This window comes from Pseudoroseomonas cervicalis ATCC 49957 (assembly GCF_000164635.1).
GTDB classification, from domain to species: domain Bacteria; phylum Pseudomonadota; class Alphaproteobacteria; order Acetobacterales; family Acetobacteraceae; genus Pseudoroseomonas; species Pseudoroseomonas cervicalis.
In genome coordinates, this window is sequence record NZ_GG770778.1 from 663,785 (window position 1) to 678,165 (window position 14,381).

Here is a 14,381-nt window from a genome sequence, read left to right on the forward strand (position 1 = left end):
CCCGGCCCCGGCGCCGAAGCCCGTGCCGGTGGCATTGCCGGGCGCGGGCCGGTCGCCGCCATTGCGGATCTCGTTCTGGCGGCGCTGGCGATAGGCGCTGCGCAGCGTCGCATAGGGGTCGAGGCTGGTCGCCTTGACATCGTCGATCGCGTCCAGCAGGCCCTCGCGGGTGTCGAGCACCGTCAGGCCGAGCTGGACATAGCCCAGATTCTCCAGCGTGTTGTCACCATTGGCCACCACCCAGGTCAGCGGGTTCGCGGCCATGTCCACCCCAAACCCGGTAAGGTCGCGCGGGTTGCTCGGCCCCAGCACGGGGAGGAACAGGTAGGGGCCCTCGCCCACGCCCCAGACCGCCAGGGTCTGGCCGAAATCCTCGCTATGCGCGGGCAGGCCGAAATCCTTGGCGACGTCGAAGATGCCGCCCAGGCCCAGCGTCGTGTTCAGCAGGAAGCGGCCGAGCGTGGTGCCGAAGCGCTGCGTCTCGCCCTGCAGCCCGTCATTGATCAGGATGACCGGGCTGCGCAGATTGGCCAGCACGTTGCGGATGCCGCCGCGCACCGGCTGCGGGATGGCGAAGCGGTAGACCTGCGCCGCCGGGCGCAGCAGCACCGTGTCGATGCCGTCATGCACCGCGTACATGGTGCGGTTGAAGGGCTCGAGTGGGTCGTTGGTCTGCTCGTACTCGGCCAGGGCCTCCGGCTCGCTCGCCGGCGGACGGGTGGCGCAACCGGACACGGCCAGCAGGCCGAGCAGCACGAGAAGCGGGCGGCGAAGGGAGCGCATGGATGGCGTGGTCCTGAAGGGGGACAGGGGGCGGGCAGAGAGGCTTACATACATGCTGGGATGAATGTATGGAACAGCCAAAGGTCAAGCTGCCCGGAACAACGTTGCGTGCGCGGGGCGGATGCAGGCCCCGTTCATTTCCGCGCGGCGGTGCAGTAAGTGTAGCGCATGAACCACCTCGCCGACCACGCCGCCTCCACCGCCCTGGCGTCCGACCGCCAGGGCACGCTGCATCGCTGGCTGACGGGCCCGCGCGTGGCCGGGTTGCCGGTGCCGAGCGAGCAGCCCGCCCCGGCCTTGTCCTTCGAGTTCTTCCCGCCGCGGACCGAGGCGCTGGAGCAGCAGCTCTGGTCCTGCATCCGCCGGCTGGAGCCGCTGGCGCCGCGCTTCGTTTCCGTCACCTATGGCGCGGGCGGCACGACGCAGGAGCGCACCCACGCCACGGTGGCGCGGCTGGTGGCCGAGACCAGCCTGACGCCCGCCGCCCACCTGACCTGCGTCGGCGCCAGCCGCGCCGAGGTGGACGAGGTGGCGCGCCGCTACTGGGAGGCCGGGGTGCGCCATATCGTGGCGCTGCGCGGCGACGCGCCGGCGGGCGAGGCCGGCTATGTCCCGCACCCCGAGGGCTATGCCTATGCCGCCGACCTGGTGGCCGGGCTGAAGCGCATCGGCGATTTCGAGATCTCGGTCGCGGCCTATCCCGAGACGCACCCGACCGCGGTCTCGGCCGAGCAGGACCTCGACAACCTGAAGCGCAAGATCGATGCCGGGGCGACCCGCGCCATCACCCAGTATTTCTTCGACACCGAGCTGTATCTGCGGTTCCTCGACCGTTGCCTGGCGGCCGGCATCACCGTGCCGATCGTGCCGGGCATCCTGCCCGTGTCGAATTTCACCCAGGTGAAGAAGTTCTCCGCCATGTGCGGCGCCTCGGTGCCGCCCTGGATGGGCAAGCTGTTCGAGGGGCTGGAGGAGGACGCCGACACCCGCCGCATGGTGGCCGCCGCGCTCGCCGCCGAGCAGGTGCGGCTGTTGCAGGCCAATGGCGTGGACGAGTTCCATTTCTACACGCTGAACCGGGCGGATCTCAGCTACGCCATCGCGCATATCCTGGGCGCCCGACCGAAGGCTTGAATATCAGAATCTTCTTTTTCTGAAGAAAAAGAAGCAAAAAGACTTCTTTCAGTTTGGCGTCCCGCCTCAGGCCATAGGCGGGACGCCAAATGACAAAAGTTTTTTGGTTCTTTTTTCTAAAAAAGAACCCTTAATTGATTCTCCGATAAAAACTCTTCAGCAGAAACGGGCTGAGGAACAGCGGAAACTGGCACAGCGCGAAGAACAGCAGGATGCGCGCATCCGTGCTGGCCGGCAGCACCGCCAGATAAAGCGCCATGTTCCGGTTGCCCGAGAGCAGCCCGGCCGACAGCGCCACGCGCTTCCCCGCCGGCCACAGCACCAGCGCTGTCAACGCATTGAGGGCGAAACTGCCGGCGAAGGCGAGCGCGATGCCGCCGAGGACAAAGCCGGGCTCGGCCAGCAGCCGGGCCAGCACCCCGTCCATCACCCCGAAGCCGTAGAACACCACCAGCAGCACCACCGCCCCGTCCACCGAGCGGCCCCAGCGGTGCAGCCGCGCCGGCCCGGCCAGGCGGCGGATGACCAGCGAGAGCAGCAGCGGCAGCCCGACCACCAGCGCCAGCCGCGCCATCAGCCCGGTGACCGAGAGCGACAGGTCGATGCCGAGCAGGCCGAGCGCCAGCGGCGGCGCGGTGAAGGGCACCAGCAGGGTGGAGAGGAGGGAGGCGACGAGCGCGATCTCCCCGTCCAGCCCGACCAGCCGGGCGAAGGCGGGGGAGGAGGTGGCGGCGCAGCCGGTGGCCATGATGACCAGGGCGGCGCCGAGCGGCCCGTCCAGCCCGGTGGCCCTGGCCACCGCCCAGGCCAGCAGCGGGCAGGCCAGCAGCAGCCAGGCCAGCAGCGCCGCGACCAGCGCCGGGCGCCGCAGATAGGAGAGCACCTGGGCGGGATCGACCCGCAGCAGCACCAGCGTCATCAGCAGGGCGACGGTGGGTGTCACCACGTCGCGCAGCGCGCTGGCCAGGGGCGGGATGAACAGCCCGGCGAAAATGCCCAGGGCCAGCAGCAGGCCGCCCTGGCGCGCGCTCGCCTCCAGCAGGCGGATCGGCAGGCTCAGGATGGCGAATCCCCCGCTTCCGGCGGCCAGCGGTTGGCCGCGTTCGCTCCCCGTTCTATATCCAGGGGGTGCGCGCGCCAATCCTCCTTCCGGTTCTCCTCGCCCTGACCCTGGGTCCCGTCCTCTGGCCGGCCGCCCCGGCCCTGGCGGGCTGCGCCGATCCACCCGCGCCCGCGGTGGATTGGCGGCGCTGCCTGCTGGATGGGCGCGACCTGTCGGGCGCCGACCTGTCGGGCGCCGTGCTGCGCGACACCAGCTTCGCGCGCGGCCGGCTGAATGGGGCGAAGCTCAGCGGGGCGGAGGCGCCGGGGGCGCGTTTCACCTCGGCCGAGGCCAGCGAGGCCGATTTCACCGGCGCGATCCTGCGCGGCGCCGAGTTCACCCGCGCCACGCTGCGCGGCGCCAAGCTGGTGCGGGCCGATCTGCGCGGCGCCCGCTTCTTCCGCGCCGACCTGACCGGGGCCGAGCTGACCGGCGCCCGGCTGGACGGTGCCGACCTGTCCACCGCCACCCTGGACGGCGCGCTCTGGGTGGATGGGGAGACGCGCTGCGCCGCCGGTTCCGTGGGGGCCTGCCAATGAGCTACGAGATGAGCGGCCCCCGCGGCCTCGACCCGGCGGATGACTACCTGGCCCGGCTGAACCCCGAGCAGCGCGCGGCGGTGGAGACGGTGGACGGCCCGCTGCTGGTGCTGGCCGGCGCCGGCACCGGCAAGACGCGGGTGCTGACCACCCGCTTCGCGCATATCCTGATGACGCGCCGCGCCTTCCCCAACCAGGTGCTGGCCGTCACCTTCACCAACAAGGCGGCGCGCGAGATGCGCGAGCGCGTCTCGGCCATTCTCGGCCATCCGGCGGAGGGGCTGTGGCTCGGCACCTTCCACGCGCTCTGCGCCCGCATGCTGCGCCGGCATGCCGAGCTGGTCGGGCTGACCAGCAATTTCTCGATCCTCGACACCGACGACCAGATGCGCCTGCTGAAGCAGGTGATGGAGGCGTCGGGCGTCGACATGAAGCGCTGGCCGCCCCAGGCGCTGATGGGCATCATCCAGCGCTGGAAGGATCGCGGGCTGACGCCGGCCCGCATCACCGCGGCGGAGGATTCGGATTTCGCCAACAACCGTGCCCGCAGCCTCTACGCCGCCTATCAGGAGCGGCTGAAGCAGCTCAACGCCACCGATTTCGGCGACCTGATGCTGCATGTGGTGGAGGTGCTGCGCGGCCATCCGGACGTGCTGGCGCAGTATCACCGCAATTTCCGCTACATCCTGGTGGACGAGTACCAGGACACCAACACCGTCCAGTATCTCTGGCTGCGGCTGCTGGCGCAGCGCCCGAACCAGACTGAAAGAAATATCTGCTGCGTCGGCGACGATGACCAGTCGATCTATTCCTGGCGTGGCGCCGAGGTCGAGAATATTCTTCGGTTCGAGAAGGATTTTCCCGGCGCCACGATTGTCCGGCTGGAATCCAACTACCGCTCCACCGCGCCGATCCTCGCCGCCGCCTCGGGGCTGATCGCCAAGAATTCCGGCCGGCTGGGCAAGACGCTGCGCCCCGGGCGCAAGGATGCCTCGGGCGAGAAGGTGCGGGTCGTCTCGCTGTGGGATTCGGAGGAGGAGGCCCGCATGGTGGGCTCCCGCATCGAGGCTGCGCGGCGCGACGGGCAGAGCCTGGCCGAGATCGCCATCCTGGTGCGTGCCGGCTTCCAGACCCGCGCCTTCGAGGAGCGGCTGATCACGCTGGGCATTCCCTACCGCGTCGTCGGCGGCCAGAAATTCTACGAGCGCGCCGAGATCCGCGACGCCATGGCCTATCTGCGCGTGGTCAACCAGCCGGCCGACGACCTGGCCTTCGAGCGCATCGTCAACACGCCGAAGCGCGGCCTGGGCGACACCGCCCTCCGCCAGCTGCACGAGGCGGCGCGCGAGCAGGGCGTGCCGCTGGTGGCGGCGGCCGGTGGCATGGTGGCCAGCGGCGGCATGCGCCCCAAGCCGCGCCAGGCGCTGCACGAGCTGCTGGAGGGCTTCGCCCGCTGGCGCGAGATGCTGTCGCGGGAGGGCCATGTGGTGGTGGCGGCGACGCTGCTCGACGAATCCGGCTACACCGAGATGTGGAAGCAGGACAAATCGCCCGAGGCGCCGGGCCGGCTCGACAACCTGAAGGAGCTGCTGCGCGCCATGGCGGAGTTCGAGAGCCTGGCCGGCTTCCTCGAACATGTCGCGCTGGTGATGGAGAATGACGAGCAGTCGGAGGATGGCAAGGTCAGCCTGATGACGCTGCACGCTGCCAAGGGGCTGGAATTCGACATGGTCTTCCTGCCGGGCTGGGAGGAGGGCCTGTTCCCGCACCAGCGCGCGCTGGATGAGGGGGGCGAGAAGGGGCTCGAGGAGGAGCGCCGCCTCGCCTATGTCGGCATCACAAGGGCGCGGAAATACTGCACCATCAGCCATGCCGCCAACCGGCGCATCTACGCCAACTGGACCAGCGCCATCCCGTCCCGCTTCCTCGACGAGCTGCCGCCGGAGCAGGTGACGGTGGAGGGCGGCCAGCGCCGCCAGCCCATGGCGGCGATGCCCTCCGCCTTCTCCGGCCAGTTCCCGCTGATCGCCCGCAAGCCGCGGGTGATCGAGGCGGGGTCGTGGGAAGTGTCGGAACGCCCCGCGAAAACCGCGCCGATTCCGGTCGGGACTCGGGTGTTCCACCAGAAATTCGGCTATGGGCGCGTGCTGGACGCGGAAGACAACAAGCTCGACGTCGATTTCGAAAAGGCGGGGCGGAAGCGCGTTCTGGACAGTTTCGTGGAAAAGGCCTGATGAACCGCCGCCATCCCCAGTTGCTCGAGACCCTGACGATCGATGGCCTGCCCGAGCATGCCGTGCCCGCCTTCGAGGCGGCGATGCAGATCGTCTGCCCCACCGTCGGCTATTTCAAGGACGACCCGACCGACACCTGGGGGCTGGAGGCGGTGCGCGAGATCGGCGCCGGCGACGAGGAGCTGCTGCCGGCGCTGATCCTGGCCGCCGCCCTGTCGGGCATCGAGCCGCCGGAGCTGAAGCGCGCGCCCGTCGAGGCCGATGGCTGGCTGGCCCGCACCGTGCAGGCCTTCCCGGAGCAGGAGATCGGCGCCAGCGTGCTGATCCGCCCGACCCACCTGCCGAACCCCACCACCTATGGCAAGATCGTGCTGCGCCTGGATGCCGGGCTGGCCTTCGGCTCGGGCGAGCATGGCTCGACCCGCGGCTGCCTGATCGGGTTCGAGGGCATGGCGCATCGCCGGCCGAAGCGCATCCTCGACCTCGGCACCGGCTCGGGCATCCTGGCCATGGCGGCGGCGAAGCGGCTGCACCGCAAGGTGCTGGCCACCGATATCGAGCCCTGGTCGGTGCGCGTGGCGCAGGACAACGCCAACATGAACGGCCTGCGCAACCAGTTCCGGGCGAAGCTGGCGGATGGCTGGAAGCACCGCAGCGTGCGCGCCGGCACCTATGACCTGGTGTTCGCCAACATCCTGGCGCGGCCGCTTTGCGCCATGTCCAAGGCGCTGTCGGACCATCTGGCGCCGGGCGGCACCGCCATCCTGGCCGGGCTGCTGGGCACCCAGGTGCGCATGGTGCTGGCCGCGCATCGCCGCGCCGGCATGGTGCTGGAACGCCGCATCGACCAGGGCCACTGGTCCGCCCTGGTGCTGCGCAAGCCTTTCTTTCGGGCTGCCGCCGTCTCCCGGTAAAGCGGGTTTCTTTCGGGCTGCCGCTGCCTCCCGGTGAAGCGGGGCGTGGCCGTGGAGCGGCGCGCCCCTGGCACGGCGTTCCGGCTTGCGCCAACCGGCCCGCAACCCTGGGCCGAAGCGTCCCGTGGCCGTGCAGCCCCTCCCGTCCAGGCCCTGACCGGCAGCCGAAAGAAAAACCCCGCATCTGGGGGAGATGCGGGGTTCTCAGGGTCCGGATCGGCGCCGGGGGGAGGGGGGGAGGAAGCGCCGGTCCGGTGTAGTCTCTCTGCTGGTCTCAACACGCGCGCGCGCGAGGGGTTTCCGGGCGGATGCGTTTTTTTCCGGGGTGCGGCCTGTGTGCCGCAGCCTCGGCCGTATCCGCGCCGGTGTCGCGCCGCTGGTCAGGCCGCCTGGGGGCGGCCCTGGGCGGGGGCGTTGGCGGCCTGGCGGGCCTTCTGCTCGAAATCGCCCTCGAAGACGCGGGGGATGTCGGAGCGGGTGAGGCCGATATCGGCCAGCTCGCGGTCGGTCAGCAGGGCCAGCTCGTCATAGACCCGGCGGCGGCGCGGGTAGTCGACGATGGCGCGGAAGGCGGTGCTGACGGCCTTGCGGATCCACTGGCCGATCGCCTCATCCCGCGCGCGCATCGCCTGCAGGGCGACGGCATGCGCCTGGCTCATCGAGCCGGTGGCGCTGGAGATGGCGGAGTCGAACTCCGGCTTGGTGATGCGGGCGTCCATTGTCTAGCGTTCCATGTTCGCGCCGGGGTGGTCCGCGGGACTGGCTCCTGCCGTCGACCGCCCGCCCCTGGTGCGGTGACGGAGGTGTAATCTTGTGCGGGTGCGAACAGGAGCGTTGCTCTGGCAGCCGAGCCATGCGCTTCTTGCATTGAAACCTGTGGAAACATGTTCTTAACGGGACGCTGATCGAAGTGACACAAACCGACAGCCGGGCCGCGCGCCTGGCGGCGCTGCGCGCCGAACTCGCCAAGGCCGGGGTGGACGGCTTCCTGATCCCGCGCGGCGACGAATATCTGGGCGAATACGTGCCGCCGAGCGGCGAGCGCCTGGCCTGGATCAGCGGCTTCACCGGCAGCGCCGGCTTGGCCATCGTGCTGGCCGGCCGCGCCGTGCTGTTCACCGATGGCCGCTACACCACCCAGGCCACGGCGCAGACCGACCCGGCGCTGTGGGAACTGCGCCACCTGATCGAGCAGCCGCCGCAGGACTGGCTGGCCGAGCACGCCGCCGGCCTGCGCATCGGCTACGATCCCTGGCTGCACCCGCAATCCGCCATCGAGCGGCTGGGCGCCGGCACCACCCTGGTGCCGCTGGCCGCCAACCCGCTGGACGCGGTGTGGGCCGACCGCCCCGCCCCGCCCGCCGCCCCGGCCGTGCCGCATCCGGCCGAATATGCCGGCCGCGACTCGGCGGAAAAGCGCGGCGAGGCCGCCGCCGCCCTGCGCGCCGCCGGCGAGAAGGCGGCGGTGCTGGCCGATCCGCACTCGCTCGCCTGGCTGCTGAACCTGCGCGGCGGCGACCTGGAGCACACGCCGCTGCCGCTGGGCTTCGCCCTGCTGCGCGACGACGCCTCGGTCGACCTGTTCATGGACCCGGCCAAGCTGTCCGAGGCCACGCGGGCGCATCTGGGCAACAAGGTCGCCACCCATCCGCCGCAGGCGCTGCGCGGCGTGCTGGAGGGGCTGGCGGGGCAGGCGGTGCGGCTGGACCCGGACATCACCCCGGCCTGGTTCAGCGCCACGCTGACGGCCGCCGGCGCCACGGTGCGGTCGGGCGAGGATCCCTGCCGCCTGCCGCGCGCCCGCAAGAACCCGGTGGAGCAGCAGGGCGCCCGCGCCGCGCACCGCCGCGACGCCCTGGCCCTGGCCCGCTTCCTGGCCTGGTTCGCCCAGGCCGCGCCGCGCGAAACCGAGACGGAGATGAGCGCCGCCGCGAAGCTGCTCGGCTTCCGCCGCGAATTGCCGCTGTTCCGGGCGGAGAGCTTCCCCGCCATCTCCGGCGCCGGGGAGAATGGCGCCGTCATCCACTACCGCGCCACGGAGGCGACCAACCGCCCCATCCGTCCCGATGAATGCTACCTGATCGACAGCGGCGGGCAGTTCCTGGACGGCACCACCGACATCACCCGCACCCTGTGGACTGGCCCCGGCGCCGCCCCCGCCGAGCTGCGCGACCGCTACACCCGCGTCCTGCAAGGCCATATCGCGCTCGCCCGGCTGCGCTTTCCGCAAGGCGTGGCGGGGGCGCATATCGACGCCATCGCCCGCGCCGCGCTGTGGCAGGCCGGGCTCGACTACGACCACGGCACCGGGCACGGCATCGGCAGCTTCCTGTCCGTGCATGAGGGGCCGGTCAGCATCAGCCGCGCCGCCAAGCCCGTGCCGCTGCGCGAGGGCATGATCCTCTCGGACGAGCCGGGCTTCTACCTGCCCGGCCATTACGGCATCCGCATCGAGAACCTGCTGCTGGTGCGCTTCTTCCAGGGCCTGGCCAAGCCCTTCCTGGAATTCGAAACCCTGACCCTGGTGCCCTATGACCGGCGGCTCATCGACCTCGGCCTGCTGACACCGGCCGAGCGGAACTGGGTCGATGCCTACCACGCCCGCGTGCTGGCCGAGATCGCCACAGATCTGGAGCCGGAAACGCGGGCCTGGCTCGAAGGGGCGTGCCGGCCACTGTAGAAAGTCAGGGGGCTCCGCCCCCTGGCCCCCGCCGGGGTGGCAGGGCCACCCCGGACCCCGCCATCAGTCAGTCAGGCCGGCCAGGGCGCGCCACTCGGGCTCGGTCAGGGTGCGCACGCCCAGCTCCGCCGCCTTCTTGGCCTTGGAGCCGGCATCGGCGCCCACCACCACGAAATCGGTCTTCTTCGAGACGCTCTTGGTCACCTTGGCGCCCAGCCGGTCGGCCACCGCCTCCGCCTCGTCGCGCGAACTGCGCTCCAGCGTGCCGGTGAACACCACCACCTTGCCGGCGAAGGGACTGTCGCTCTCCAGCCGCTCCGCATCCTGCGGCGTGACCTCCCGCGCCAGATCGTCCAGCGCGTCGCGATTGCGCTGCTCGGCGAAGAATTCCGCGAGTTCCGTGGCGATGGCGGGGCCGACACCCTGGATCGAACCCAGCTCCTCCCGCGCCTCCGAGCCGATGATGGTCGCCGCCAGCATCTTCGCCCGCCACTCGGCCAGGGAATGGTAGTGGCGCGCCAGCAGCTTGGCGTTCTGCGCGCCGATGCGGCGGATGCCGAGGGCGAAGATGAACCGCTCCAGCGGCGGGTTCCGCCGCGCCTCGATCGCCGCCAGCAGATTGTCCACCTTCTTCGAGGTCTTGGCGCCCTTGCCCCAGCCCTCCCAGCCGCGCATCCGCTCCGCGTGCCGGTGCAGGCGGAAGATGTCGGCGGGGCTCTTCACCAAGCCCTCCTCGTGCAACCGGAGGATGTTCTCCTCGCCCAGCCCCTCGATATCCATCGCGGTGCGGCCGACGAAGTGCTTCAGCCGCTCCACCGTCTGGGCGGGGCAGATGAGGCCGCCGGTGCAGCGCCGCACCACCTCGCCCTCCGGGCGCACCGCATGGCTGCCGCAGGCGGGGCAGGTGGTGGGGAAGGCGAAGGGCACCGCCTCGGCCGGGCGCTTCTCCGGCACGATGCCGACGATCTGCGGGATGACGTCGCCCGCCCGCTGCAGGATGACCGTGTCGCCGATGCGCACATCCTTGCGGGCGATCTCGTCCTCATTGTGCAGGGTGGCGTGCTGCACCATGACGCCGCCGACATTGACCGGCTGCATCACCGCGCGCGGCGTCAGCGCGCCCGTGCGCCCGACCTGGATCTGGATGTCGAGCAGCCGCGTCATCGCCTGCTCGGCGGGGAATTTCCAGGCGATGGCCCAGCGCGGCGCCCGCCCGACGAAGCCCAGCCGCGCCTGCCAGTCCAGCCGGTCCAGCTTGTAGACCACGCCGTCGATGTCATAGGCGAGGCCGGCGCGCTGCGCCGCCATCTCGGCCTGGAAAGCCTCGGCCGCGTGCTCGTCCGGCAGGGCGCGGGAGAGGGGGTTCACGTCGAAGCCCCATTCCGCCAGCCGCGCCAGATAGCCGGAATGCGTCTCCGCCACCGGGGCGCTCGACTCGCCCTGGGCATAGGCGAAGAGGCGCAGCGGGCGCTGGCGGGTGATCTCGGGGTCCAGCTGGCGCAGGCTGCCGGCGGCGGCGTTGCGCGGATTGGCGGGGATGCGGATCTCGGGCCCGACCTTCTCGCCGCGCTCGCGGCGCTGCTCGCGCTCCTCGGCCAGGCGGGCCTGCTCGTCGCGGAAGGCGATGAAATCCGCCTTGGTCATGAAGACCTCGCCGCGGATCTCGATCTGCTCGGGGAAGGGGGCCGCCAGCCGGCGCGGCAGGTTTTTGTCCGAGAAGGTCTCGAGGTTGCGGGTGATGTCCTCGCCTTCGGTGCCATCGCCGCGGGTGGCGCCGCGCACGAACACCCCGTTCTCATAGGTCAGGTTGACCGAGAGCCCGTCGATCTTGGGCTCGGCCACGAAGCGCAGCAATTCCGCCTCGTCCAGCCGCAGGAAGCGGCGGATGCTCTTGGTGAACTCCAGGAAGTCCTCGGGGGCGAAGGCGTTGTCCAGGCTCAGCATGGGCGTGCCGTGCCGTGCCTTGGCGAAGCCGGCGGCCGGTGCCGCGCCGGGCGAGGCGTCGCTCGGGCTGTCCGCCCGCTTCAGGGCCGGGAAGCGCGCCTCGATGGCGGCGTTGCGGCGGCGCAGCGCGTCGTATTCCGCATCCGTGATGACCGGCGCGTCCTGCTGGTGGTAGGCGAGGTCGGCCTCGGCGATGGCCTGGGCCAGCGCGGCCAGTTCCTCGGCCGCCTGGGCCTCGGTCAGGGCGGTGACGGGGAGGGAGCGGAGCGGGGTGGTCATGGCCCCCTGCTAACGCGCGGCAGCCCCCCAAGGAAGCCCGCCGATCGATGGCCTGCGGCAGCCTGACAGAAAAAAGAAGGGGGTCCGGGGGAATTCATTCCCCCGGCCTTCACAGCAGCAGCGAGTCGGCGGCGGCGCGGGCTGCTTCGGTGATGGTCTCGCCGGCCAGCATGCGGGCGATTTCCTCGCGCCGCGCCTCGGCCGAGAGGGCTTCGACCCGCGTCTCTGCCCGATCCGCCCGCACCCCCTTGGAGACCCGCCAGTGCTGCGCGCCGCGGGCCGCCACCTGGGGCGAGTGGGTGACGACCAGCACCTGCAGCCGTTCGGCGACGCGGGCCAGGCGGTCGCCCACGGCGGCGGCGGTGGCGCCGCCGACGCCGCTATCGACCTCGTCGAAGACCAGGGTGGGCACCGGCGAGCCGCGGGCAAGGACGACCTTGAGGGCCAGCATCAGCCGCGACAGCTCGCCGCCCGAGGCGATTTTTTCGAGTTGCCCCGGCTTCTGCCCGGGATTGGTGGAGACGAGGAAGGTGACACGGTCCTGGCCATCGGCGGCCCAGGCGCGTTCCTCGCGCGGGGCGATCTCGATATGCAGCCGGGCGCGGTCCAGCTTCAGCGGCACCAGCTCGGCGGCGACGGCCTTTTCCAGCCGGCGGGCGGCCTCGGCGCGGGCGCTGGAGAGGGCGCCGGCCTCCTTCTGGTAGGCGGTGCGCGCGGTGCTGGCGGCGGCCTCCAGCGCGGCGGCGCGCTCCGCCCCGGCATCCAGCGCGGCGAGGCGGTCGGAGAGGTCGCGCAACAGCCCGGGCAGCTCGACCACGGCGACGGCGTGCTTGCGGGCGGCGGCGCGCAGGGCGAAGAGGCGTTCCTCCACCTGCTCCAGCCGGCGCGGGTCGGGGCCCAGCTCGCCGGTCAGGCGTTCCAGCATGCCCTCGGCCTCGGCCAGCGCGTCCTGCGCTTGCCCGAGCGCGGCCAGGATCGGCGCGGCGTCCTCGTTCGGTGGCGGCAGCCGCTCCAGCGCGCGGGCGGCGTTGCGCAGCGCGGCGGAGGGGGCGGTGCCACCGCGCCGGTCGCGCGGCTGCAACTCGGAGAGCGCCGAGGCCACGGCTTCGGCCCGGCGCTCGCCCTGCTGCATGCCCTGGCGCTCGGCGGCCAGCGCCTCCTCTTCGCCCTCCTCGGGCGAGAGGGCGGAAAGCTCGTCGACGGCGTGGCGCAGCCATTCCTCGTCGCGCTGTGCCTGGGCGATGGCCTCCTGCGCGTCCTTCAGCGCGCGCTCGGCGGCGCGCCAGGCGCGGTAGGTGTCGGAGACGCGGTTGCGCTGCGCCTCCAGCCCGCCAAAGGCGTCCAGCAGCCCGGCATGGCTGGCGGGGTCGGCGAGCCCCACCTGGTCGTGCTGGCCCTGCACCTCGACCAGCAGTGCGCCCAGGCGGCGCAGCAGGGCGACGCCCACCGGCTCGTCATTGGCGAAGGCGCGGGAGCGGCCATCGGCCTGCACCACGCGGCGCAGCACCAGCTCATCCTCCGCCTCGATGCCCTGCTCGGCCAGCAGGGCATTGGCGGGGTGGCCATCGGGCAGGTGGAAACAGGCGGTGACCGAGGCCTGGGCCTGGCCGGCGCGCACCATGCCGGCCTCGGCGCGCTGGCCGAGGGCGAGGCCCAGGCTGTCCAGCAGGATGGATTTGCCGGCGCCGGTCTCGCCCGTCAGCACGGTGAGGCCGGCACCGAGGGCGAGGTCCAGCCGCTCGATCAGCACGACGTCGCGGATGGCCAGCGAGGTCAGCATGCGACCGGACCGCGCCGGCTCAGAACACCGAGTTCCAGGCGCGGCGCATGAAGCCGGGCCGGTCCTGCGGGGCGGGGGTGGCGCCCTGCACCAGCAGCGCATAGGAATCCTGGTACCAGGGGCTGCCCGGATAGTTGTGGCCGAGCACGCTGGCGGTCTGCCGTGCCTCCTCCGTCAGGCCGAGGGCCAGATAGACCTCGGTCAGGCGGTGCAGCGCCTCGGGCACGTGGTTGGTGGTCTGGTAGTCCTCGACCACGCGCTTGAAGCGGCCGATGGCGGCGGTGTAGAGGCCGCGCGCCTGGTAGAAGCGGCCGACGATCATCTCGCGCCCCGCCAGGTGGTCGCGCGCCAGGTCCATCTTCAGCCGGGCGTCCCGCGCATAGGCGCTGTCGGGGAAGCGGTTCACCACATCCTGCAGCTGGGCCAGCGCGGTTTCCGTGCCGCGCTGGTCGCGCTCGGCATCGACGATCTGCTCGTAGTAGCAGAGCGCGCGCAGGTAGTAGGCATAGGCGATGTCGCGATGCGCCGGGTGCAGCTGGATGAAGCGGTCCAGCGCGCCGATCGCCTCGGTGTAGCGGTTGCGCATGTACTCCGAATAGGCGGACATCAGCTTCGCGCTGGTCGCCCAGGTGGAGTAGGGGTGGTTGCTCTCCACGGCGTCGAACATCTCGACGGCCTGCTGGTAGCGCTCCTGGCGCAGGGCTTCGATGCCCGCGGCGTAGAGCGCCTCCGGCGACTGGTCGGCCACTGAGGCCCTGGGTCGCAGGGAGCTGTCTTTGCCATCCCAGGCCGAGCAGGCGCCCACCAGCAGCGGGGCGGCCAGGATCAGGGAAAGGCGGAGAGTCCGGTTCAGACGGGTGCGCATGGCGGTCGCTCTATACCATGCGGCATGGGCCGGACGGCAAGGGGGGCGGGTCATCTTGCCGTGCGGCCGGTCATCGCGCCGTCCGGCCCGGGGCGCGGCGCTCAGGCCGCGACCGGCTCGGCGGCGC

At 71.4% G+C, this 14,381-nt stretch carries 11 protein-coding genes; 5 read left to right on the plus strand and 6 right to left on the minus strand.

Annotated features, from left to right (window positions below; genetic code table 11):
- On the minus strand, nucleotides 1-783 hold a 783-nt coding region (locus tag HMPREF0731_RS10160), incomplete at its 3' end, for an MlaA family lipoprotein (RefSeq protein ID WP_007004018.1).
- Nucleotides 784-951: 168 nt separating this feature from the next.
- Here HMPREF0731_RS10160 and metF point away from each other — a divergent pair.
- Nucleotides 952-1,917 carry a methylenetetrahydrofolate reductase gene (metF, locus tag HMPREF0731_RS10165; protein ID WP_007004019.1) on the plus strand — a complete coding sequence of 322 codons (966 nt, stop codon included), beginning with the start codon at nucleotides 952-954 and terminating at the stop codon, nucleotides 1,915-1,917.
- A 130-nt stretch (nucleotides 1,918-2,047) separates the two neighbouring features.
- Here the strand turns inward: metF and HMPREF0731_RS10170 are convergent, their stop codons facing one another.
- On the minus strand, nucleotides 2,048-3,058 hold the full coding sequence (locus HMPREF0731_RS10170) for a hypothetical protein (protein ID WP_007004020.1): 1,011 nt from the start codon (nucleotides 3,056-3,058) through the stop codon (nucleotides 2,048-2,050).
- A gap of 95 nt (nucleotides 3,059-3,153) precedes the next feature.
- On the opposite strand from HMPREF0731_RS10170, the gene HMPREF0731_RS10175 reads away from it, so the two are divergent.
- Genes HMPREF0731_RS10175 through HMPREF0731_RS10185 form a run of 3 tightly spaced genes read left to right on the plus strand, consistent with a single transcriptional unit; the run spans nucleotide 3,154 to nucleotide 6,706 of the window.
- Entirely contained in the window at nucleotides 3,154-3,558 is a 405-nt protein-coding gene (locus tag HMPREF0731_RS10175; protein ID WP_007004021.1) for a pentapeptide repeat-containing protein, read from the plus strand.
- An 8-nt stretch (nucleotides 3,559-3,566) separates the two neighbouring features.
- Nucleotides 3,567-5,792, plus strand: coding sequence for an ATP-dependent helicase (locus tag HMPREF0731_RS10180; protein ID WP_040612898.1), 2,226 nt, complete (start codon nucleotides 3,567-3,569; stop codon nucleotides 5,790-5,792).
- Nucleotides 5,792-6,706 (plus strand): 50S ribosomal protein L11 methyltransferase, encoded by a 915-nt coding sequence (locus HMPREF0731_RS10185; RefSeq protein WP_007004023.1) that lies wholly within the window; start codon nucleotides 5,792-5,794, stop codon nucleotides 6,704-6,706. Before HMPREF0731_RS10180 ends, HMPREF0731_RS10185 begins: the two co-directional genes overlap by 1 nt.
- A gap of 380 nt (nucleotides 6,707-7,086) precedes the next feature.
- On the opposite strand, the gene HMPREF0731_RS25930 is transcribed toward HMPREF0731_RS10185, so the two are convergent.
- Nucleotides 7,087-7,425, minus strand: coding sequence for a DUF1127 domain-containing protein (locus HMPREF0731_RS25930; RefSeq protein WP_007004024.1), 339 nt, complete (start codon nucleotides 7,423-7,425; stop codon nucleotides 7,087-7,089).
- A gap of 191 nt (nucleotides 7,426-7,616) precedes the next feature.
- On the opposite strand from HMPREF0731_RS25930, the gene HMPREF0731_RS10195 reads away from it, so the two are divergent.
- Nucleotides 7,617-9,386, plus strand: a complete 1,770-nt coding sequence (locus tag HMPREF0731_RS10195; RefSeq protein ID WP_007004025.1) for an aminopeptidase P family protein — start codon at nucleotides 7,617-7,619, stop codon at nucleotides 9,384-9,386.
- A 63-nt stretch (nucleotides 9,387-9,449) separates the two neighbouring features.
- Here HMPREF0731_RS10195 and ligA read toward each other — a convergent pair whose 3' ends face one another.
- From ligA to HMPREF0731_RS10210, 3 genes are all read right to left on the minus strand, one after another.
- The gene (ligA, locus tag HMPREF0731_RS10200) at nucleotides 9,450-11,609 is read right to left on the minus strand and encodes an NAD-dependent DNA ligase LigA (protein WP_007004026.1); all 2,160 of its coding nucleotides are present in this window, start codon (nucleotides 11,607-11,609) and stop codon (nucleotides 9,450-9,452) included.
- Nucleotides 11,610-11,718: 109 nt separating this feature from the next.
- The gene (recN, locus tag HMPREF0731_RS10205; protein WP_007004027.1) at nucleotides 11,719-13,389 is read right to left on the minus strand and encodes a DNA repair protein RecN; all 1,671 of its coding nucleotides are present in this window, start codon (nucleotides 13,387-13,389) and stop codon (nucleotides 11,719-11,721) included.
- A gap of 19 nt (nucleotides 13,390-13,408) precedes the next feature.
- Nucleotides 13,409-14,254 carry an outer membrane protein assembly factor BamD gene (locus tag HMPREF0731_RS10210; RefSeq protein ID WP_007004028.1) on the minus strand — a complete coding sequence of 282 codons (846 nt, stop codon included), beginning with the start codon at nucleotides 14,252-14,254 and terminating at the stop codon, nucleotides 13,409-13,411.
- Nucleotides 14,255-14,381: the final 127 nt, after the last annotated feature.